Below are 24,351 nucleotides of genomic sequence, written 5' to 3'. Positions count from 1 at the left end.
GTTATAAAGTAAATATGGGTTTACCAACCTGTGGCTTGAAATAGAAATTATTTAACCCCGTTTAGTGACTACTTATGGCCCAATTTTACTCGCCAAATCGCCGCACCACCCAACGCCGTCAAATCACGGTTCATGTCGACAGTCTAGATGCCGCAGGGCAAGGCGTAGCTCGCCATGATGGCAAAGCCATATTTATCACTGGTTTATTACCAGGGGAAGAGGCGCAAGTCGAATTGACTGAAGATAAGCGCCATTTCGCGAAAGCCAAAGTCATTAAACGCCTCAGCACTAGCCCGCAACGTGTGAAACCCCGCTGCCGTTATTTTAATCAATGTGGCGGATGTCAACAGCAGCATGTGGAGATTGGGCTTCAACGTGAAAGCAAAGCGCAGGCTTTACAGCATTTAATGGGACGCGAAACTGGGTCTGTATTGCCTCCTATTTCGGTGATTGGCGGTGAAGAATACGGTTATCGCCGCCGCGCGCGTTTGGGGCTGCAATATCAAAATAAATCCAATCACTTAATGATGGGGTTTCGCCAAACGCAAACCAATACGCTGGTGGACATTAAAAGTTGTTCTGTATTACACGCTGAACTCGATGCGCTGCTAGCGCCACTGTCCAGTTGTTTAAATCAGTTATCGATTGCTAGTAAATTAGGGCATGTAGAGCTAATTCACGGGGATAACGGTAATCTTATCCTGTTACGCCATTTAGCCCCTGTTGACGTATCTGATAGAAAATGTTTGCTAGAATTTGCCAAATCTCATGAGCTTAGTATTTGGTTAGCGGGGAATGAAGGGCAATTATTGCCGCTTGAGATTGACTCCGCGTTACCTGAATATCAGGTGGCGGGTGAAACCTTGCAATTTAGCCCTGCCAATTTTATTCAAGTGAATGGCGAAATTAATCAGCACATGGTGGTGCAAGCCTTAGCATGGTTAGATCTAAGCCCAGAAGATAGGGTATTGGATCTTTTCTGTGGGATGGGTAACTTTACGCTGCCAATTGCCCGTTTAGCAAAAATGGCGGTTGGTGTTGAAGGTGTTGAAAATTTAGTCACTCAAGCGAGATATAACGCCCAGCGCAACTCAATTGAGAATGCGGCGTTCTATAATGAGAACTTGGAAGAACAGATCCACACTCAGCCGTGGGCGCAAGAAGGTTTTAATAAAGTGCTGTTAGATCCTGCTCGAGCAGGTGCCGCTGGTGTAATGGAACATTTAATTAAACTGATGCCAGAAAAAATTGTCTATGTTTCTTGTAATCCAACAACGTTAGCAAGAGACAGTAAAGTTCTGCTTGAAGGCGGGTATCAGTTATCTCAATTGCGGATGTTGGATATGTTTCCGCAAACTAGTCATCTGGAATCTATGGCGCTATTTGTTCGTAGCCCAAAGGTGTAACAGGTAGGGAGAATATATGGTTGCAGTAAGAAGTGCGCATTTAACCCCAGCAGGTGAATTTGCCCCCGAAAAGTGGGTTAATGATTTGGGTTTGAATAACAAACAATCAGAAGAAAAACTCATCCATACCTGGCAGTATTGTCACGATAAATTATCGGGGCAGGATATTGCGCCTCTGCTACTGTGGCGCGGCATTGAAATGACCGAAATTTTATCCACGCTCAGCATGGATATCGGTAGCTTACAAGCTGCGTTACTGTTCCCTTTAGTTGAAGAGGGAAAACTCGACGAACAATCCGTTATTGATGATTTCGGTCAATCTATTCATGCGCTGGTAAAAGGTGTGATTGAGATGGACGCCATCCGCGAACTTAAAGCCACGCAATCTAACGAAACCAGTTCCGTACAGGTGGATAATATCCGCCGTATGCTGCTGTCAATGGTGGAAGACTTCCGCTGCGTGGTCATTAAACTCGCCGAGCGTATCGCCCATTTACGGGAAGTCAAAGATGCCAGCGAAGATGAACGCGTCTTAGCGGCAAAAGAGTGTTCCAACATTTATGCGCCGTTAGCAAACCGCTTAGGGATCGGGCAATTAAAATGGGAATTAGAAGATTTTTGTTTCCGTTATCTGCACCCCGATGAATACAAAAAAATTGCGAAATTGCTGCATGAGCGCCGTATTGACCGTGAAGAATACATCGACAATTTCGTCAGCACACTGCGCAAATATATGCTCAAAGAGCAAATTCAAGCCGAAGTGTATGGTCGACCAAAACACATTTACAGTATTTGGCGCAAAATGCAGAAGAAATCCTTGGCATTTGGTGAATTATACGATGTGCGTGCGGTGCGCATTGTGGTTGAGCGCCTGCAAGATTGTTATGCGGCACTGGGGATTGTGCATACCCATTTCCGTCATTTACCCGATGAGTTCGACGACTATGTGGCGAACCCAAAACCCAATGGCTATCAGTCGATTCATACGGTGGTTTTAGGGCCGAATGGTAAAACTTTAGAAATTCAAATCCGTACCCGCCAAATGCATGAAGATGCAGAGTTGGGGGTTGCTGCGCACTGGAAATACAAAGAAGGCGCAAGTGGTGTTGGTAAAGGCAGCAGCTACGAAAACCGTATTGCATGGCTGCGTAAACTGATTTCATGGCAAGAAGAGATGGCAGATTCTGGCGAAATGCTGGATGAAGTGCGTAGCCAAGTGTTTGATGACCGTGTGTATGTGTTTACGCCAAAAGGCGATGTGGTGGATTTACCAACAGGTTCTACACCACTCGATTTTGCTTATCATATTCACAGTGATGTTGGACACCGCTGTATTGGGGCGAAAATTGGTGGGCGCATCGTGCCATTTAGCTACCAATTACAGATGGGTGACCAGATTGAAATTATCACCCAAAAACACCCCAACCCGAGCCGTGACTGGCTTAATCCTAACCTCGGTTACGTGACGACCAGCCGCGGACGGGCGAAAATTCAAAACTGGTTCCGTAAACAAGACCGCGATAAAAACATTCTGGCGGGACGCCAAATTCTCGACAGCGAATTATCCCATCTGGATATCAGTTTACGAGACGCAGAGAAACAGTTGATTGCCCGTTATAACGTACACTCACTGGATGAAGTCCTTGCTGGAATTGGCGGCGGTGATATTCGTATCAACCAATTGGTTAACTTCCTACAAGCCAAATTTAATAAAGCGACGGCAGAGGAAGAAGATCGCGCGGCGATGAAATCACTGGAGAATAAATCCGGTGTCCTAAGAGCGCCATCCCACGGCAGTGGTCGCGTGGTGGTCGAAGGGGTTGGAAACCTGATGCACCATATTGCGCGTTGCTGCCAGCCAATTCCGGGAGATGAAATCGTCGGCTTTATTACCAAAGGTCGCGGAATTTCGATTCACAGTGCGGATTGTGAACAGCTTGCCGAGCTGCAAAGCCACGCGCCAGAGCGTGTGATTGATGCCGTTTGGGGTGAAAACTACTCGAGCGGTTACTCGCTGGTGGTCAGAGTGATAGCTAATGACCGCAGTGGATTACTGCGTGATATCACGACTATCTTGGCGAACGAAAAAGTCAACGTGTTAGGGGTAAGCAGCCGCAGCGATGTGAAGCAGCAGCTCGCTACCATCGATATGACCATCGAGCTGTATAATATCGAAGTGCTGGGAAGGGTGCTTTCGAAACTGAATCAGTTGCCGGATGTTATCGAGGCGAAACGCCATTCCTCCTGATTTTCTTCATATTTCGAGCTGTAGGGGTGTTGGCTGCATTCACTAACCCTAGTCACATACTTATGTATGCTGCTAATTTTCTTCATATTTTGGCGTGCAGCGTTGTTGGCTGCGCGCGCTCGCCCTAGTCACATACTTATGTATGTTCCTAATTTTCTACATATTTCGTGCTGTAGGGGTGTTGGCTGCATTCACTAACCCTAGTCACATACTTATGTATGCTCCTAGGGATTAGCTCAATTGCCGCCTACCTACAACACGAACTATTTTGAAAATACTTTTTGACGGCTGCTATAACAAAAGCTTGAAAGATTTAGCGTATTCAATTTAATTTCGTTAAGGTATAACCCTCATTAAATCACCATGTAATTATTTTTTGATAAGGGTTAAATATGCAGCAGGGCAATAAACAAATTGAACGGTTACTCACTATTATGGCGCGTTTGCGTGACCCGCAAAATGGCTGTCCGTGGGATACGCAGCAAACGTTTAAGACCATTGCCCCTTATACCCTTGAAGAAACCTATGAAGTTCTAGATGCGATTGAACGAGAAGATTTTACCGACTTAAAAGGCGAGTTGGGGGATCTCCTCTTTCAAGTGGTGTTCTACGCGCAAATGGCACAAGAGCAAAATCTATTTGATTTTGATGATATTTGCCAAGCCGTCAGCGACAAACTTGAACGTCGCCATCCTCATATTTTCGACGAAAATAACCAACTCAGCAGCCAAGAAGCCATTGCAGGTTGGGAACAACGCAAAGCCAAAGAGCGTGCAGAGAAAGACCAATACTCAGTGTTGGATGATATCCCGAATGCACTTCCTGCCTTAATGAAAGCCTATAAAATTCAAAAACGTTGTGCCTCAGTAGGCTTTGATTGGGATACGCTGGGTCCTGTAGCTGGCAAAGTCACTGAAGAGTTAGCGGAAGTGATGGAAGAGGCCACTCAAGCAGTCGTGGATGAACAGCATCTTGAAGAAGAAATTGGCGATTTATTATTTGCGACCGTCAATCTATCTCGCCATTTAGGACACAAACCTGAGCTTGCCTTACAAAAAGCGTGCAGTAAGTTTGAGCGCCGTTTTCGTGAAATCGAAAGACGATTAGCAAAAACTGGCAAATCGACAGAAACTGCTACACTTGATGAGATGGAAACATTGTGGGCGTCTATCAAATTAGATGAATGACCCAATCTAGACAGCTAGATTTTTGCAAAGAATGCTCGTGGATAATGATAGTCACGGATTGAAATAGTTATTCAAAATCAAACAATCGGCAAAATGATGTTTTTTCAGTGATAGATTAAGCTGAAAGGATTTAGCATTTACACAAAAATGTGTTAATCTTGCAAAACAGTTGAATAGCACCCTAGAAAGTGACTATTTATCAAACGATAAATATTTTTATTTTTAACTTGCTGATTTATTTAAGGTATTAATGAAAACTAGCCTTATTGCGCTTAGAACATTTGTAGGAGATTTAAGGTTCGGGTATACTGTTTTCCCGTCCTGTTATATCCATCATCTTTTAAACCTAAACGTTCAGGTTCAGCATGAAAACTAATTATATTTTTGTGACCGGCGGGGTCGTATCCTCTCTGGGTAAAGGCATTGCCGCAGCCTCCTTGGCGGCTATACTCGAAGCCCGTGGACTCAATGTGACCATTATGAAACTGGATCCCTACATTAACGTAGATCCAGGCACAATGAGCCCAACCCAACACGGGGAAGTTTTCGTTACAGAAGACGGCGCTGAAACTGACTTGGATTTAGGTCATTATGAGCGTTTTATTCGTACCAAAATGACACGTCGCAACAACTTTACGACTGGACGTGTTTATTCTGAAGTCCTGCGCAAAGAGCGTCGTGGCGACTACTTAGGCGCGACCATCCAAGTTATTCCTCATATCACTAATGAAATCAAAGATCGCATCATCCGTGGTGGTGAAGGTCATGATGTTGTATTAGTCGAAATCGGCGGTACAGTCGGTGATATCGAGTCTCTGCCATTCCTAGAAGCTATTCGTCAAATGGCTGCGGAAGTGGGCCGTGAGCGCACACTGTATATGCACTTAACGTTAGTGCCATACTTAGCGGCTGCGGGCGAAGTGAAAACAAAACCAACACAGCATTCTGTGAAAGAGTTACTGTCAATTGGTATTCAGCCTGATGTGCTGATCTGCCGTTCAGATCGCGTTATTCCTGCGAATGAGCGCGCGAAGATTGCCCTATTCTGTAATGTTCCAGAAAAAGCGGTTATCTCTCTGAAAGACGCAGATTCAATCTATAAAATCCCTGGCATGCTGAAAGCGCAAGGTTTAGATGAATACATCTGTAACCGCTTCCGTCTTGAATGCAAAGAAGCTGATTTATCTGAGTGGGAACAAGTTATTTACGAAGAAGCCAATCCAGCAGGTGAAGTTACCATTGGTATGGTGGGTAAATATGTTGAATTACCAGATGCATATAAGTCAGTTATCGAAGCACTGAAACATGCAGGTTTGAAAAATCGTTTAACGGTCAATATTAAGTTAATTGATTCTCAAGATATTGAAACCCGTGGGGTTGAGCTGCTCAAAGGTCTGGATGCGATTTTAGTACCAGGCGGGTTCGGTTCTCGTGGTATTGAAGGAAAAATTCTGACGGCACAATATGCGCGTGAGAATAAAATCCCTTATTTAGGTATTTGTTTGGGAATGCAAGTGGCGCTGATTGAGTTCGCACGTAATGTTGCGAATATGAAAGACGCGAACTCCACTGAATTTGATGCAGATTGCAAATTCCCAGTTGTTGCGCTGATTACTGAATGGCGTGACGAAGATGGCAACGTTGAAGTGCGTTCTGAAGAGAGCGACCTTGGCGGTACAATGCGTGTTGGTGGTCAGCAATGTCATTTAACCGATGGCAGCTTAGTGCGCGGTATGTACGGCGCAGAAACGATTGTTGAGCGTCACCGCCACCGTTACGAAGTGAACAATCTGCTGTTGAAACGTATCGAAGATGCGGGTCTGAACATTGCAGGTCGTTCTGTGGATAATAAACTGGTTGAAATCATTGAAAATCCAAACCACCCATGGTTTGTGGCTTGCCAGTTCCACCCTGAATTCACTTCGACCCCAAGAGATGGTCATCCGTTGTTTGCAGGTTTTGTTAAAGCCGCTGGTAAGTACCAGAAAGGTGAGTTGAAATAAGATACGGGGAAGTCGGCAATTTTCGCCAACTTCCCGAAATTTAACTTGTACTGAGGAAAACCTAATGTCCAAAATTGTTAAAGTGATCGGTCGTGAAATCATTGATTCTCGTGGTAACCCAACTGTTGAAGCTGAAGTACATTTAGAAGGTGGTTTTGTTGGTTTAGCTGCGGCTCCATCAGGCGCATCTACAGGTTCTCGTGAAGCACTGGAACTGCGTGATGGTGATAAATCACGTTTTCTGGGTAAAGGTGTTCTGAAAGCTGTTGCCGCTGTTAACGGTCCAATCGCTCAAGCAGTTATCGGTAAAGATGCTAAAGATCAAGCAAATATCGATAAAATCATGATTGACTTAGATGGTACTGAAAACAAATCTAAATTCGGTGCAAACGCAATTCTGGCAGTTTCTTTAGCAAACGCAAAAGCAGCTGCTGCGGCAAAAGGTATGCCTCTGTATGAGCATATTTCTGATCTGAATGGTACTCACGGTCAATACTCTATGCCTCTGCCAATGATGAACATCATCAATGGTGGTGAGCACGCAGATAACAACGTTGATATCCAAGAATTCATGATCCAACCAGTTGGCGCACCGACACTGAAAGAAGCGGTACGTATGGGTTCTGAAATTTTCCATCACTTAGCAAAAGTACTGAAATCTAAAGGTATGAACACGGCTGTTGGTGATGAAGGTGGTTATGCACCTAACTTAGAATCTAACGCTGCTGCACTTGCTGCTATCAAAGAAGCGGTTGAGCAAGCGGGCTACGTTCTGGGTAAAGATGTGACTCTGGCGATGGACTGTGCAGCTTCTGAGTTCTACAACAAAGAAACGGGTAACTACGAGCTGAAAGGCGAAGGTAAAACCTTCACTTCACAAGAGTTCACTCACTACTTAGAAGAACTGACTAAACAATACCCAATCGTTTCTATCGAAGATGGTTTAAACGAATCTGACTGGGATGGTTTCGCATACCAAACTAAAGTTCTTGGTGACAAAATCCAATTAGTTGGTGACGATTTATTCGTAACTAACACTAAGATCTTAAAAGAAGGTATCGAGAAAGGCATCGCTAACTCAATCCTGATCAAATTCAACCAAATCGGTTCTCTGACTGAAACATTAGCTGCGATTAAAATGGCGAAAGATGCTGGCTACACTGCCGTTATCTCTCACCGTTCAGGTGAAACTGAAGATGCAACTATCGCTGATTTAGCGGTTGGTACTGCAGCAGGTCAAATTAAGACTGGTTCTATGAGCCGTTCTGACCGTGTTGCTAAATACAACCAACTGATCCGTATTGAAGAAGCTCTGGGTAACAGCGCACCATTCAACGGTCTGAAAGAAGTTAAAGGCCAAGCGTAATTTATATTCGCTGAAATTAACGCCTAGAATGGGTCGAGAAATCGACCCATTTTTTTTTGCCTGAAATAAATGTGCTAGATAAATAGTTTTGAAAGTATTTAAGCCTTATAGATAATGCGGAATAACTCCATCTCGTCCTTTTTAATTTTTATGCTACTAATAGAGCCACAATCAAATAGTGATTGCTTGGATAATTAACATGAATATTAAATAAGGAAATTATTATGGGGAAGGATAGCCATGACTCGCTATTTACCGCAGCAAAACAAGTATATGCATATGTAAAAAAAAATGCAGATTTAATGAAGTGCGTTGCTACAATAAAGTTAGGTTATCAGCAAAATGGTGCATGGAATGAATCCCTGTCAAATCTAAAAGCGGCATTAGAAGAGAAAATTACTGATGTTACCTATATTAATTATAGCCGCACTATTCCTTCGGGTATCGAAGGCTTAAATATCATTGAGCAGAAACAATTCTTAGCCGATTTTAAAAAACATTTCTCAGAAAATACGCATATTGAAGTTAAAGTTCAGGGGCAAAATGATAATAATTTTTCATTGTTAAATGATGATGAATTGTTAGATGGTTCTGCATATCGAGTATTACCGAAGAATTATCGTGAGCGATATAATAGCCGCTCAATGTTAATGTCTCGATTAACAGTTAATGTGAAGAAAGAATATTTCTCAGACTTAGCCAAGGCATTAATGCAGCTTTATGAGAATGATCCCCATAAGAAAGTGATGCAAGCGAAGATCATGGGCCCTAAAAAATTAGGACGAATAACTGATCAAGCGGTGATTTATTTTTCTGAAGCGAACCTACAAAGTGCCACCGAGATTAGCCAGCAACTAAAAGCATTATTACCCGAAGATGCGATGATTGAGCACGTTCCGATGGGAATGTATCGTGTTGATAAAGGCTTTTCTTATTCAGAAACCCTTGAAGGGCAATCCAGTAGTCATGGTGAATCAAGATCTGAAATGATATCTAAAGGGATTGTTTCATCACTGATTTCAGATAAACCGTTAGAACAAAGCCTTTCAAAAGAATTAAGGATACAAGGCTACGATGTGGAACAGCCCGCTTTGTTGTCTCAGTCTGTTAAGGAAACGTATTTTGACATTTCGATTACTGGCGGCGGCACGAATTCAGATAATCAGCCTAGTATAGATATTGAAAAATTTAAGCAAAACCCAGTTGAATTTGCCCGTGACTACAATATTAATACCAAAATACTTAACTCTATTTTGCAAATACCCACGGAAGGTAAAATATTATTCAGTAAAAATTTTGGTAAAGGTTATCAAGTTGAATATGTGGACGCCAGTGATGAACAAAATCAGCGTTACATAATAGATTGCTATCTTTTAGATTCAAAGGTGCGAAATAAAGAAAGCAAACGCGTCGAATATGTGGATATTCCTAAGAATCATCCGGAGAAAGCGTTTTTATTCACAGGGTTATTGCGTGGCGAGTCGGTTGTGGTGATTGAATTAGACCACGAAAACTACCGTGTTTATCGTGATAACCGTGCTGATGCTTCATTACTTTATGATAATGTTGTGATGGCTGTTGATGCGCGGGACTACACGATAGTCGAGCAAAATATTAGTAAAGCTAGCGCATTTATGCATTTTAATGGTGATGAGTGGAAATTGATTGTTCAACCCCAACGCAATCGAATCGCCCTCAGTGCAGAAAAAAATATGGTTAGAGTCCAAAAGGCGGGGGACTATAATCTTTCCGATAGAAAGCTGCGCTTTGAAAATGTTAGGGAGAGACTTCATAGTGAATTAAAAATGCTGGCCAAAAAAGCCAATGTGAAAATTGGTGATATTCCAAATGAAGAAGTACTCACTTCAGAACCACTGACTGAGCCCTTTGAAAAACATTCATCATTAAAAACGTGGCTGGATATTGGTAGCCAAGTCAAACAAAAATTAGATACTAAAATTCAAGAGTTAAAAAAAAATCGCCGGTTACTAGAGGAAAGTTTAATTGGTGTAACGGATATAGCAGAAAAAAAGAAAATAGAAAATGCCATTGAAATGAATAAAACTATTGTCTCAATGCAGAATAAACAATATGGCGAGCTTTTTTATCATTTGCGTGAAGTGGAATACAGTTGGTTATGGCAATGTATTAAAGAAAACCAAGGTATGAACGCAGTGGTTAAAATTAAAGAATTTGATCCTAATATGGGAATAAACTCACCTTATGCTTATCATTTAACAATTAATGAACGGTATGAAAATTTAATTTATCTGCACAAATTAACACGAAATATGCGGTTTAAAACTGAGTTTAGTAAGGGAATTAAGCAATATAAAGAAATTAACATACAGGATGTGAATGATAAAATACCTTCACAATTATTGAAAAAAATGTATGTAACAAACGAGTATACAGCGAGAGAACGAGGTGCACTGTATCGTGTCATTCAAGAAACCATGTACGCAGAATATATTACCAACGTACTGACTCAAACTGGAAAAATTAGTGAATTCTTCGCTGAATCTGGTAGTAAAACGAATCGATTAATTCCTCAAGATTTTTATTTATCATTAGTGAGAAGTGAATCAGGTGGGCGCTGCTATCCATTGGTAAGAGGTATGTCTGTGGGATTAGCGCGAGAAGGACACCTAGGTGCGGATAAACTCATAGGTAAGCTATATATTGCCGCAGCCAATCCTGAGGGCCGTGATGCACTTTTATTGCAAGATTCTCTGAAAAGATTACATTCCAATGTGGAAGCGGTAGAAGCCTCCTTTTCTCATGGGATTATGGAGCTGAAAAAGATCCAAACTCTGTTGGAATTAAAGTCTGAAACCATGATGTTCGCTATCAATAGTAAAAGCCACTCAATGTTAGTGGGTAAAACGGTAAGTGGAGAGCAAAGTACTTATTATTTTTATGATCCTAATTTTGGTCTTTTCTCATTTAAAAACAGTAAGCGACTATTTTCATCTTTAAACAAATTTTTTAAGGAAAAGAAAATGGCCGATTACTATTCAGCCTATGAAGTTGAGAATAAACCTGCATTTGAAGTGGTCTTTATTAATACAGATGAAATGGCAAAAGTACCTATTGGTAACTATCTAACGGTTAATGATTTAAGTGGCGAAGAGGAATTATCTGATTTAAGGGATAGGGGGAAAAAAGTCGAAGCATTGATTTTTAAACAAAAAGAAATTATTGAAGATACGAGATTGAAAGCTTCATTAACGATATTAGATGCTCAGCAGTGGGGGGAGAAAATTAATGATGCCACACTAAAACTCTCAGCAGAAAAACAGCTTAATGAAAAATGGGTTCCACTGTTTTCAAGTGTGGAGCAAACATCAGATAACCTATATCGAATTAAATTTATCCATATTGAAAATCCGGATCTTACCCACTGGGTTGAGACTATGGACAAAACATTTATGGAGTTTCACCAATATTCTCTCGAGCAAATGAGGTTATTCAGTAAATATTATCGTTTTGAAGAAGATAAAATAAAAGCACAACTTAATGAGGCTGATGCTAACTCAGTTGATGGCTTGAATGTGGGCATTGCTGTCCAATCGATTATTCAGTGGATAGAAAATAAAAGCCGTAATGAAGCTTCAGAGAGAGAAAACTCACCGAATTTATTGTTAGCGCTAAAAATTCATACCTATGTGAATTATTCTATGATGGCATATGGCGCCGCCAATGATATGGCGAAAATCAATAAAATTATTAAAATCGGTTTAAAAACAGGACGTGAAATCACCGTAACGGAGATGAACAGTTTCTTTTCATCAATGGCAAAAACAGCGAATGAGGGGTTGGCGGTCATTTTTAGTGGGGCGCTAGTGGGGTTTGATATTTATGAATTATCAAATGCGGAAAGTGATCCTGAACGCATTATATTTGGTACTCAACTCGCTTTTGATTCTGCAAGTTTGGCCGCAGTCTCAGGTGGAATAGGGGTAGGTGCTGCCGGGTATGCGGGGGCGGCAACCGCATTAGGTGGTGCAAGTGTTCTTGTGGCAGGGATTGGGATCGGATTTATTGGTTTAGCACGCAATTTTGCGATTATCGGCGAAGATGCAAAAGCCGTCGGTCTCTATTTTTCTAAGTTGGATAGCGCTTATAACGGTAATGGCTACGATTTTATGGTAGATAAAAAGTTACTGATTCCTAAATTTGGCGCTGTATTTAATTCGCTTAACTTAAGAACTAACCAGATTCAATTTGATAGCCAATATATTTATCGAACAAGTTCAAGCTCTTCGGGTGGTGGACGCCATAACTATATATTTTGGGCAGGGAACTTCCCAACGATGGTTAAAGACCGAGAGCAAGCTATAAATATCCGTCAGGGTATTGGCTATCAGTCCGCGACGCATGAATTAGATTTTAGTCATGCCTATTCCGTTATGTTACCTGTTATTCCTAAGTCCTATATTAAATATAATTACAACTTATGGCCGGGATGTACATCGCGCCACGATAGTGGTTTTGATGTCATTCGTCGATTAGAGCAGAAGGATAATTTTGATTATGATTTCTATATATTCCCTAGCGAAAATACGATTACACAGATTTTCCATGAATATGTGGATACCCCAATTGATGTGATTTTAGATGAAAAAAATCGTACATTAATTGTTCCTCAATTAGCGAGGGAATGGCATGGGAAAATTGAATATAAAATAAAAGGCAATGGCGGAACGTATAAACTTAGCTTAAATCATGGGATTCGTATCAAATTAACGGATGATGTGCAGAATAATCAAAATTCGAAATGGATTATAGATGCCAGCCAACTGGAAAATAGCGCGATCAAAATACAGAATAATCAATTAATTGTTGGTGATATTAAAATCGATGTTGATGTTGACAGTGTACAAGGCCAAATCATCGTCGTTAATAAATATAAAGAAGTGCAGAAAATTGATTTGTCATCGTCTCAGTCAACGATTTTAAGCGAAGATGAAAAATTATGGCAAGGCGATGAAAAAGATCTAGAACAACATTTGAATCATTATGCAGAGCAGCATAAAGCACATGGGCAATTTATTGTTATCGCTAATCACCAGTACAACGGTAAGGATGTGGGGCGTGCATTCTATGATGTAAGCAATCAGCGCTATATTTTTATCGATACTCTTGATACTAATAAACAGTACGCTATTTTAAGTTCAGTGGTAGGTGACATTGCGTATTTTTATTTGCCAACACAAAAGCAAATATGGGCAGTAGATATTGCGACTGGCGCTATCAGTTCTGAATATCAATTAGAAAATCAAAATAATCGTCCATTTGAAATATTACAATTGTGGAAAGGTGATGGGCATATTTTTTTTTCATGCAGATATACTGATACCAATGAGGTCGTTAATTTTCAAATCGAGAAAAATATTATTAAATTAATTAGCTTCGATGCAGATTCAACATTATTAGAGCGCTTAGCTCAAACTCCTACCCAGTTTTCAGGGATATCACCTCAGACGTTCCTACGAAATTATATGTTAAGTAGTACTTACAAAACTAACGATAAACAAGCTGTACAGATTGAAGCCGATTTAGGACAAGTAGTGGCTATTTCAGGTGTAGATAGTAATCAAGTTTTGCATCGTTATTGGTTAAGAGTGAGTGACAGCCTACTCATTAAGCCCAATTTGTCCTCCTCTCTTGGTTATGGAGAAACGCCGACCAATATCCGGTTACATCAGAGCCATTGGGCTATTCCACCTGATTTGGCATTAATGGGAAGCTTATTTGATGACAAAGGAACGGAAATTTTTTATTTTTACAGCCATAAAAATAAAGAACTGTATCGTCAAGAAGGTCCAGGGCAGGATATTTTAAATGTCACGAAACCAACGGCATGGCTTTTAAATACCCCGCATGGCTTACAAAATGCTGTCTTTTGGCAAGGTAATTTATTTATATCTAATATTGATGGTGTTGTTTGTCAAATTGATGATAAAGGAAAATACCATCCATCCGCATTAACTGAAAATTGGTTCAAAGATCGTGCAAATTGGTGGAAAGAATTGGGAGATCACTATTGCTGTAACACAATAACATTGATAGGGCTAAATAAAGGAAGCACCCAGAAAGTAATTCCTGCTTGGTCTATAAATGGAAAAGTGATTATTGCTCATGAATTATCATTAGAAAATAATATCCAGCTTTTAGGTTTAGATGCGGATAATTCAGGGGCGTTGATTTTCGATCCGACCACTCAAAAATTGTATCGCCAGCCATTTGCGATGGAGAATCAATTATCTTCCGCATTTGGACAAGGGCGAGAGCTTCTTGATGAATCAGCATTACCAAACGTTGTTGATGTTTACCCGAGTTTGCAGTTCTCGAGTGTGAAAAATGTTGGTAATGGATTATTGATGTTTGCAAAAAGCGGTGAAATTCTGTATGTCGATATTTTAGCGAATGAAAACCAATCACAAAGCACTCATATCAGTTCTTCATTGATTATTCGTGGTGGCAAGCAAAATGATAGATTATCGCCCGCAATCATTCAGAATGTGGAAAACATCGTGCTGAGTGCTGGAGATGGGCAGGATACTTACAGGATTTCGAAAGAAGCATGGGCGTATTACCACTCTATTATTATCGATAATCATGCGCTTGATTCTCAGTTAGATACGCTAATTTTACCTGTCTCGGAGAGTGATGAATTGGTGATGAGCCAGCACGATGATGATTTAATTATCACCGATATGAGCCAAAATACCACTTTAGTGTTGAGGCAAGTTTTTGGTGATCAAAAACAGGCTCATCAACATTTGCAGTTACGTTTCATCAACCAAACAAAAGATGTGTCATTAGAACAATTTATTCAGCGTCACTCACTGGATTTAACGATTGATCTGGCAGAAACGCATATTGAGCTTAAGGATTATCAGCGTATTGAAAGTGATGTTCATTTTTCGTTGTTGTCGGAACAGGCTGCAGGTTTTGCACAAAAAGATTCATTAGGAATGCCTAGAATGGATACCCAGTGGTTACCGAACATGACATTGCATAATGGTTTGTTAGGCCATTCATCCCAAGGATAACTCATAAAAATGTAAGCCAGCCTGAATTACATAGTCAGCTGGCTTACAGCTCACAAAATAGAAATGGGATTATTTATCTGAACTATCAAATTGTTATATATTTCTGGTGAGGGGAGTTTATAGAGGAACGTCGCAGTTAGTCATTCTTACCTATGCATTGTCTTAAGTAATTAATTGCCATTTTTGTGAATTAGCAGTGAGATTTTTACGATTTTCACCATAAAGTGAGTAAATTACGGGGTGCAGATCGCAATTTTGGGCTATCTACATTTTCATCCCATTCAATTAACTCTATATTTTACTCCTCTTAAAAAACGATTAACAAAAATTACTCGAAAACTTAAATTGCTTCCGAGCTATGGAGTTAACATGGATGCTTCTGAATCTTTGACACCATCGGCTTCTCCAACCCCTTCAAATAAGCGTGGTTGGATTATCCTAGCGGTTGATATTGTAGTTTTACTTTTACTGTTGAAATTTTTGCCTTTTGATCCAAAAGCAAATGCAGGACTGGCTTTAATGGTCTTTGTGGGCGTGCTTTGGTTAACAGAGGCTATTCACGTCACAATTACCGCACTTTGTATTCCGTTGTTGGCGGTAGGGCTTGGCTTGATGGGAACGGGAGATGCGCTAAAAGCTTTTGCGAACCCCATTATTTTCTTATTTTTCGGTGGGTTTGCGCTAGCAACCGCACTGCATATTCAAGGTCTTGATCGCCTGATCGCTAACCGCTTGTTGATGGCTGCTCGTGGGCGTTTATCGGTTGCAGTAATTTTGCTGTTCGGGGTGACCGCAGGGTTATCTATGTGGATCAGCAACACGGCAACTGCAGCAATGATGTTACCGCTGGTTTTAGGTATTCTTTCTAACCTTGATGTTCGCCATGAGCGCAATACATTTGTATTTGTGTTATTGGGGGTGGCTTATAGTGCCAGTATTGGTGGTTTAGGAACCATTGTCGGTAGCCCGCCGAATGCGATTGCCGCTTCTGCGCTTGGTTTAGATTTCTTATCATGGATGAAATACGGTATTCCAATCATGGTCGTTTTACTGCCAATGATGTTTGTTCTGATGTATATGATGCTTCGTCCGAACTTAAAACACCGTTTTGATATTGAATTAGAAAAAGTGGAATGGAATGGTAAACGTATTACCGCAATGGGCATTTTCTTGCTAGCGGTTGTTTGCTGGATCACCAGTACATTTATCAGCGAAGCTTTAGGTGGTGTGAAAGATTTAGATACCATCATCGCATTGAGCGCGGCAGTATTAATTGGTATTACGGGCGTGGCGAGCTGGTCACAAATCCAAAAAAATACCGAATGGGGCGTATTAATGCTGTTTGGTGGTGGTTTGACACTAAGCGCAATTTTAAGCTCATCTGGCGCAAGTAAAATCATGGCAGACTGGATGCAAATGACATTTGGTGAAAGCCATTGGTTTGTGATCATTCTTGCGGTGACAACCTTTATTATCATCCTGACGGAATTTACCAGTAATACAGCCAGTGCGGCACTGTTGGTTCCAATCTTTGCAACAGTTGCGGAAGCATTAGGTATGCCAGTCATGGCGTTAACCATGATTATCGGTATCGGTGCATCTTGTGCCTTTATGTTACCTGTCGCGACACCACCGAATGCGATTGTGTTTGGCTCGGGTTATATTCGACAAATTGAAATGGTACGTGTGGGTGCTGTATTGAACGTGGCATGTATCATTGTCATCTCTCTATTTGCTTGGTTCTTCTGGCTGTAATAGCAACCAGAAAATTCGACAAATAAATAGTACGGCCTCAGAGAATGAGGCCGTTTTTTATTTCTGATGCTGTTGATATGACAAGCATCTATTGGTTCTTCCCTAGCTGAAAGGCTCCTGATCTGAATATTGAAATCTCACTATTTCCACGCAGTGAGGAATTTCTGGTTTGAGTGAATCCTTTAATATCAATTATATTTTGCAGGCAAAGAGTGCATACTTTGCATAATGTTTGATGGCTTTCAAGAGGGCGGGTATTACCGAAAGTCGTGACGTCCTTGTCTGTCACAAGATGGTGTGCTTGTTGATGAAAAGTCTCGATTTTCGTATAACGACCTGCACTCAAAATACCGTCATGAAGGGGAGTAAAAATGGTGTTTGATGGATTGAAGTTGTGTTGTTTTGAAGAAGTGATAAAAGGGGCGTTTTGGTGATTGAAGCGATTAGCAAACAAGACAGGTTTTGCTAATGGAAAAGATGAGGATGATGAGGATTGGCTAGATGAATTTGAATTAACTAGCTTGATGACTCGTTGTTTTGGAGAGCGTCCCTCCATTTGGGTGACTTTCGCCCACATCATCTTGGCGATTTGAATAGTCAAACTCCGCTGACCATGGTTTTCATTGCTCAAGAAAAAATGATGCTCAATAGCCGTTGTTGAACGAATATTCCGACTGAGCAGAAAGGGTCTAGTTAGCATTATTGTATGAGTCATCTGTTATAAGTTCCTTGCTATTAAATGTCCTTAACGAGAATGACTATAACGCTAATTTTCTATTCTGAAGCTATCAAAAAATAAGAGGGAACTATTAAAAATCTCAATAACATTTGATTTTTCTATTTTTTAATAAGAATTAATTATTCTGGTTTTATATTTAATCTTAAATTTAAGCCTGTAGATGGTTTTTATTATTAATTTAATGCTGATGTGAAATAATTAAATTTAGAATAATTTTTTAATCATTGAATATTTTTATTAAATAAATGGAGTTATAGAAATGAGAAGTGATTTTTATTATTCACCTGTTTTTTTTTCTAAAAAAAATAGTATTAACCCTAGAGTGATATCTCAAGCATTACGCGATCTGGCGTTAAAATCCCCTTTGTGGTGGGGCTCATCAACTAAAGATACGCCAGCAAGTCGTGATATCAAGCTATTTAAGGAAAATACGATAGTGTTTTCTCATGCCAATACGATTAGCGCTGATGAAATGACTCATATGGGGAAATTACCCTCACAAGGTTTAGTCAAATTCACGCAAAAATCACCCAATACTTATGCTATTAATCCTATATCCAGTGCTTCATATCTTGACCCAGAGTTAACGGTGAATGCTTACTTTTTAGGTTATAACGGCGCTAATCAATCAAGTACAAAACCGGCTTATATTGATATCCCTATGCAGGCAGCTGAAAACAGTTTTCTCTTTACGGGTTCTTTAACGGGATGTTCAGTTATCGTTACAAAACATAATGATACAACATATCGAGTGTACCATGATGGAAGAGTGAATAGTTCAGTGCTCTATGACAATGTGGTAATGGCATTTGATTTTCAAGATTACCAAGTTATCGGTACTGATGAAGGTCTTGCAATGGTTTATATGAAGTTTCATGAAGGTCGATGGGCATTAATTTTACAGCTCCAACAATATGAGGCGGTGAATGGCATTCCTACTCCACAACGCCGAATACAAGATGAACCCGTTATCTTGCTATATCCGGATGAAGCATTTTATCAATCACGTTTAGATAAATTTAATCGATACCGTAGTGATATTCATCAAAAATTATTTAATCTTGCTCGGGAGATTGATATTGATACGAAAAATTTTAAACAGGGTATTTATACAGATGGCGATTTTTCATTAGATCATCCAGCGATTCTTTCTTGGATAGAATTACGTAATAAAATAAAAAAACATCTCAATATTGAGAGAGAAAAAATAGATATAAAAATAAAGAGTGCGCGAGATGAACTTATTGAACTGCAAGATAAAATAAAGCAATCAAGTAAAAAAACACCTACAGAGGAAGATAGCATTAGAATAGATGAATTAAAAAAAACAATCGAGTTGAATAGACACCTAAAAGAATATTATAAGCAAAAATATGATGTGGTTTTATCTGAAAGCGCATCTGTCGAACGTAGCTGGTTATGGTTGCAAATTAAAAACCATGATGGGAAAGATGTGGTTCTTAAGATAGATGAACAAAGTATTAAATCAGGTATTCAATCCGAATCTGTAAGTAATAGAGAAAAATACACAGTTCTATTAAATAATGATATATGGAATGGTCATGGTGATTTCAAACAAGGTGTTAAAAATTATAAAGAATTAAGCATCACTGGTTTTCATGATGAAATGTCAGCATCAAAAATGCGAGCGCTTTATATTCATGGAGAATTAAGTGTTAAAGAGCGTGGCGCATTGTCTCAATACATCCAGATTAAGGAACAGTCGGAATATGTGGAAAATATTTTAAACCACACGCTAAAAACAAATACCTTATTCCAAAATGGTGGAAGTATTTATCAACGCCTTGCTCCTCAAGATTTTTATTTACCATTAATGGGCGATCATGAAGGAGGTCGTTGTTATCCATTAGTGAGAGCGATGTCTGTTGCATTAGCTCAACATGATGATGTTAACGGTGCCAACGCGCTTTTCAATAAGCTGTTTATTGCCGCAGCATCACCGGAAGAAAAAAACGCAATCCTATTGAAAACATCACTGCAAAATTTACATTTTAATACGGAAGCTGTAGGTGCATCTTATTCAATTGGTTTACTTAATTTAAAGGATATAAAAAAACGAGTCATTGAATCTAATGGGACTCAGATGTATGCCTTAAATACTCAAAGTCATTCAATGTTAATAGGAAAAAAAGTTCATAATGGTGAGGTACGCTACTGTTTTTATGATCCTAACTTTGGGCTTTATATTTTTGATAACCCTAAAAAATTTTCTAAGTGTTTAGATGCTTTTTTGATTAAAGAGAAAATGGCATATAAGTATGATGCCTTAATGGAGAAATCTGAGCCTGTATTTGATCTCGTCTCTATTGATACTGAGCAAATGGCAAATGTGAATATTGGTGCAGGAATAAGAGTGGAAGATTTAGTCTCTTCAACTGAGTTATCTGAGGTCATCCCACGACGTCAAGAAACAAGAGCTTTCATAGAGAACCAAAATTTATTAGCAAAAGATAGGCAAATCAAATCATCTTTGAATATTTTAAACGCAGAGCGGTGGGGTAGCCGTTTAGAGTCATCACTAGATAAAATCACTCAAAAACACCCGTTAGATGAATATTGGCTACCTGTTCTTACGAGTACCGAGCGATTAGAGGATGGGCGATATAAAATTCAGTTCGTTCATAAAGGCGATGAGGAGGAGGCTCGTTGGATTGAAACTGATGACAAAACATTTTTTGAATTTAAAGAATATTTTAGTGAATCAATCGACTCTTTTAGCCAGCACTATGCGTTTAAGGATTTAGCGCTACAGCATGAGGATATCATAGGCGGGGGGACTGAAGCTGAACATGTTGATGGACTGAATTCTGCGATGGGGATTAAGGCTCTGATTGAATGGGCTGGAAATCGTAATCGCCAATCAGTGGCTTCAGGAAATCCATCTAACCTAGGTACCGCATTGAAAATTCACGCTTATGTGAGTTATACCATGATGGTTCATGGGGCTGCGAACGATATATCACGAGCCAGTCGATTGGCGAGTGCACTTTGGAAAGAAGGCGCAGAAATCATTAAAACCGAGATGAATAGTTTTTCATCATCGATTTTACGTACCGCTAATGAAGAGATGGGTACTGTTTTTCAGGGGGCTATGGTCGGATTTGACATTTATGAACTCGCGAATGCAGAGAATGAACAACAGAGAACGGTCATCGGTACTCAGTTGGCGTTTGATTCAGCAGCGCTAGGTGCAAGCGCTGTGGGATATGGGGCTTCGCTATTAGGGGCTGAAACCGTTGCTGGTGTTACTATGCCGTTAGCCGTGCCTTTAGCGGGCCTAGGGATTGGTATTACTGAGTTAGTCAAAATTAATGAGATTCATGCACAGGAAGCGATAGGGGTTGGTGTTATTTTTGGTCGATATAAAGAGCATTATCAGAATGCAGCTATTCATTATGATGAAGAAAAAAAATTATTAATGCCTACAGAAGGCATTGTGATTAAAGAGATTAATTTTTTAAATGCAAACTTTAAGCTTGGTAGCCAATATATTTATCGTGGCGAAGAAAGAACATGGGTTTTCAAGCATAGTACTTTAAGTGACTTTCAATCAAGTCCACGAGCAGATATAAATAAAGATGAAGCGATTAATATTCGAGAAGGAGTGGGTATTTCACAAGATGAAGTGATATTTTATCCCAATAAGTCAAATACTATTGTGCTACCCGTAGTTCCTCAATGTTATCTAAGTTACAAATATACTTCTTTTTTTGGTGGTACAACCCGTGGTGATTATGGTTTCTCAGTGCTTAGAAAAATGGAAGAAAATTACCAGTTTTATTTTGACTATTTTTATTGTGGTCTAGAGTATGTCATATCAGAATTAAAACCAGAATATGTTTTTACACCTATTTCGATTATTTTAGATTCAAGGAATAAACATTTAATTGTTCCTAATATGCCTAAATCGTGGCATGGCTATATAGAACATATTATTACAGGAAATGGAGGGGAATATCAGATTTCAATGAATCATGGTGCTTCTTTAAGGCTAACGCAATCGCCATTCGCGGTAGATAAATCCACGTGGATTATCGATACAAGTAGTATTGATGATCATAAAGATCAGGTAATTAACGTTAATGATGATAATATCCAAATTGGTAATTCTGTTATTTATGTTGATGGCACTGCTACATCTAGTGTAATTCAAATTATTAATAGCAAACATGAGATTAGGGAAGTTGACTTCAATAATAAAACAATAGGCATTGTTCGCCTAAATGGAAAACAGTGGAACTCAACGGTACACTCTATTGACTCTTTTCTTCATGATTTAGCAGAAAAAAATGAGTTACATAAACAATATATTATTATTGATGATTATTCGGTTGGTGGGCAAACTGTTGGAAGGGCGTTCTATGATGTTGCCGCTAAACACATGTTATATACCAACTCATTAAATAAAGAAAATCAATCTGCAATCTTAATTGCGACTATTGAAGATATCGCCTATTTTTATTCTAAAAGTGAAAATATCATATGGTCAACTCATGTTAATAATGGTGATTTATATGCTAGTTTTAATTTTTATAGCTTTTTAGGTGAGGATTCAAATATTGAACGAATTTCAATAAAAAATAATACAGTCATTGTTGAATTAACGAATAGAAAAAATGGGAGTGACGTGAATGTGGTTTATCATTTAGTGAAAAACCAACTAGAGTTAGTGAGTATTTCTGATGATTTCATCTTAATGGGGAGGCTGAATAAACTCGACCTCATTATTCCACTGGAAAAACATAATTATTTCTTGAATCACGATTATTTGGTAAATAAAAACTATATTAGAGTAAGCCCTGATGATAAAAATGTGTCACCTACAAGGGCATCACCAACAGCGCCATTTCCAAAATTAGCGCCCATTGTAATGATAAAAAATACCAATTATTTAGGCTTCCAGTGTATTTATTGGTTACGTACAAGTGATGGGGTAATCATAAAACCTAACTTAGCCAGACCTGATGATTATGATCAAAAAATGATAGCGAATATATCTCAGACAATGTATTGGATTTCGACTAACCCTGAAGAATTAAACTCTATGAATCGCAGGCTGGCGAATGGAGAGCCTTTCAGTCATGTATTAGATCCTGCTTATATGGGTTTTACAGATAAATCGACACTGTTAAATATTGAAGGGAGATTTAGGTTCGCAAACACAGAGCCAACATTAATAAAAATAGTTGGAGCTTGTTTTAATCAGTTTGATCCGCTTACCGACACGTGGAATTGGAAACCACCAACCGATCTGATATTGGCAGGTAGCCTATTCGATGAGAATGGAGGGGAAGTTTTTTTCTTTTATAGTAAAGAGTCCGAGACCATTTTTCGCCAAGAAGGGTTAGGGCAAAAAGATATTGATCTTAAAAATCCAACCGCTAAGCGATTAAGTTTTAGTGAAATAGACACGGTTTTTGATTGGAACGGAAATCTATTCGTTATTCACAAAAATGGAGTAGTAAAACAGCTTAATGCTAATGGCAGCGCGGATATCATTGCGATAAATAAAACCTGGTTTGAAGATGAGTCCTTTAATTGGCGTAATTTAAACGACTTTATTAATGAACCTAATCCAATCACACTGTTTGGTTTGAAAGGAAAAGATGGCAAGCAACCTTTATCCGCATGGTATTTTAAAGGAAAAGTCATTGTTAGTGAGTCCTTACCATCTGAGGATACATTACATTTTTTAGATTTTGATTCGAGTGAGGGTAGTGGGGTTATTTTTGATACAAAAACCAAAAAACTATATCAACAAACCGCAATTTCGAGTGCACTGTTAGCGGATATGTTTGATGACAATCAGTCTTTAAAGCCCTCCGAAAATTTACCAAAACTCATTGAATTATATCCAGATGTTTCTCTTGAAAATGTACGAAAAATAGGGAATGGGCTAATGTTGTCTTCTAGTGAGGGGCAACTTATTTTTCACTCGTTGTCGAAGAATGAACCGTTAGGCTCATCATTCATTATTAAAGGAACCAATAATGATGATATTCTCGCGCCAACACAGCTAAAAGACGTGCAGACATTGATTCTCAGTGGTGGGGAAGGTAAAGATACTTATCACTTGAAAATAGAGGATTGGCAAAATCATCAAGTCATTATTATCGATAACCAATCACAGGATGGCGAAATAGATCATCTTGTATTGCCGATAAAAATTGAGGGTAATTCCATTTTTGTTAATCGACTTAATGATGATTTAATTCTCACGGATTCCATTAATCAGACTTCATTAGTATTACATAATGTTTATGGTACAAACTCATTAGCTCACCAGCATTTGATGATTCATTTTGGCGATGGCGTTTTCAATATTAGTGAGCTTGCAAACGAGGTTACGTTTCACCGTGGTGCCATGTATTTATCGAGTTATTTTGAAGAGAGGCCGCAATGCAATGCAGATCTGGCATATTTAGCTGAGAGTTGCAGTCAGATAACACGTCCACATAATATGAGTTATCAGCCGAATGAAAAATTAGGGCGGAGTATATCAAGCTCAGACATAATACCAATCAGTACGCTGCAGTCTAAAATACACTAGATGACGTCAATCGTT

Annotated in this window: 9 protein-coding genes; 8 read left to right on the top strand and 1 reads right to left on the bottom strand. The window is 39.4% G+C overall.

The window, feature by feature from the left end; all coding sequences use genetic code 11:
- Positions 1 to 74: 74 nt before the first annotated feature.
- The 7 genes from rlmD (at position 75) to GKR48_RS07045 (ending at position 17,026) form a co-directional block, all read left to right on the top strand.
- Complete coding sequence (gene rlmD, locus GKR48_RS07075; RefSeq protein WP_154627566.1) at positions 75 to 1,406, top strand: 23S rRNA (uracil(1939)-C(5))-methyltransferase RlmD; 1,332 nt, start codon at positions 75 to 77, stop codon at positions 1,404 to 1,406.
- 16 nt (positions 1,407 to 1,422) lie between these two features.
- Complete coding sequence (gene relA / locus GKR48_RS07070) at positions 1,423 to 3,654, top strand: GTP diphosphokinase (protein ID WP_154627565.1); 2,232 nt, start codon at positions 1,423 to 1,425, stop codon at positions 3,652 to 3,654.
- Positions 3,655 to 4,046: 392 nt separating this feature from the next.
- Entirely contained in the window at positions 4,047 to 4,841 is a 795-nt protein-coding gene (mazG, locus tag GKR48_RS07065) for a nucleoside triphosphate pyrophosphohydrolase (protein WP_154627564.1), read from the top strand.
- A 365-nt stretch (positions 4,842 to 5,206) separates the two neighbouring features.
- Positions 5,207 to 6,844: a glutamine hydrolyzing CTP synthase gene (pyrG, locus tag GKR48_RS07060; protein WP_154602423.1), complete on the top strand. Its 1,638-nt coding sequence runs from the start codon at positions 5,207 to 5,209 to the stop codon at positions 6,842 to 6,844.
- A 64-nt stretch (positions 6,845 to 6,908) separates the two neighbouring features.
- Positions 6,909 to 8,210: a phosphopyruvate hydratase gene (gene eno, locus GKR48_RS07055; protein ID WP_006659306.1), complete on the top strand. Its 1,302-nt coding sequence runs from the start codon at positions 6,909 to 6,911 to the stop codon at positions 8,208 to 8,210.
- 224 nt (positions 8,211 to 8,434) lie between these two features.
- Positions 8,435 to 15,271, top strand: coding sequence for a TcdA/TcdB pore-forming domain-containing protein (locus GKR48_RS07050; protein ID WP_154627563.1), 6,837 nt, complete (start codon positions 8,435 to 8,437; stop codon positions 15,269 to 15,271).
- A gap of 369 nt (positions 15,272 to 15,640) precedes the next feature.
- Positions 15,641 to 17,026, top strand: a complete 1,386-nt coding sequence (locus tag GKR48_RS07045) for a DASS family sodium-coupled anion symporter (RefSeq protein ID WP_154627562.1) — start codon at positions 15,641 to 15,643, stop codon at positions 17,024 to 17,026.
- Positions 17,027 to 17,114: 88 nt separating this feature from the next.
- Here the strand turns inward: GKR48_RS07045 and GKR48_RS07040 are convergent, their stop codons facing one another.
- A complete protein-coding gene (locus tag GKR48_RS07040) occupies positions 17,115 to 17,741 on the bottom strand; it encodes a hypothetical protein (protein ID WP_154627561.1) in 627 nt (208 codons plus the stop codon).
- A 283-nt stretch (positions 17,742 to 18,024) separates the two neighbouring features.
- Between GKR48_RS07040 and GKR48_RS07035 the strand changes: the two genes are divergently transcribed.
- Entirely contained in the window at positions 18,025 to 24,336 is a 6,312-nt protein-coding gene (locus GKR48_RS07035) for a TcdA/TcdB pore-forming domain-containing protein (RefSeq protein ID WP_154627560.1), read from the top strand.
- Positions 24,337 to 24,351 lie beyond the last annotated feature (15 nt).

Origin of the sequence: Providencia sp. wls1943 (genome assembly GCF_009706275.1) — a bacterium.
GTDB lineage: Bacteria > Pseudomonadota > Gammaproteobacteria > Enterobacterales > Enterobacteriaceae > Providencia > Providencia zhijiangensis.
The sequence above is the reverse complement of the archived record's forward strand: the minus strand, read 5'-3'. Positions and strand labels throughout refer to the sequence as shown.

Bases quoted from the DNA above. Each gene is read 5' to 3' on its own strand.
- rlmD (WP_154627566.1), top strand. From the start codon at position 75: ATGGCCCAATTTTACTCGCCAAATCGCCGCACCACCCAACGCCGTCAA.
- relA (WP_154627565.1), top strand. From the start codon at position 1,423: ATGGTTGCAGTAAGAAGTGCGCATTTAACCCCAGCAGGTGAATTTGCC.
- mazG (WP_154627564.1), top strand. From the start codon at position 4,047: ATGCAGCAGGGCAATAAACAAATTGAACGGTTACTCACTATTATGGCG.
- pyrG (WP_154602423.1), top strand. From the start codon at position 5,207: ATGAAAACTAATTATATTTTTGTGACCGGCGGGGTCGTATCCTCTCTG.
- eno (WP_006659306.1), top strand. From the start codon at position 6,909: ATGTCCAAAATTGTTAAAGTGATCGGTCGTGAAATCATTGATTCTCGT.
- GKR48_RS07050 (WP_154627563.1), top strand. From the start codon at position 8,435: ATGGGGAAGGATAGCCATGACTCGCTATTTACCGCAGCAAAACAAGTA.
- GKR48_RS07045 (WP_154627562.1), top strand. From the start codon at position 15,641: ATGGATGCTTCTGAATCTTTGACACCATCGGCTTCTCCAACCCCTTCA.
- GKR48_RS07040 (WP_154627561.1), bottom strand. From the start codon at position 17,741: ATGACTCATACAATAATGCTAACTAGACCCTTTCTGCTCAGTCGGAAT.
- GKR48_RS07035 (WP_154627560.1), top strand. From the start codon at position 18,025: ATGAGAAGTGATTTTTATTATTCACCTGTTTTTTTTTCTAAAAAAAAT.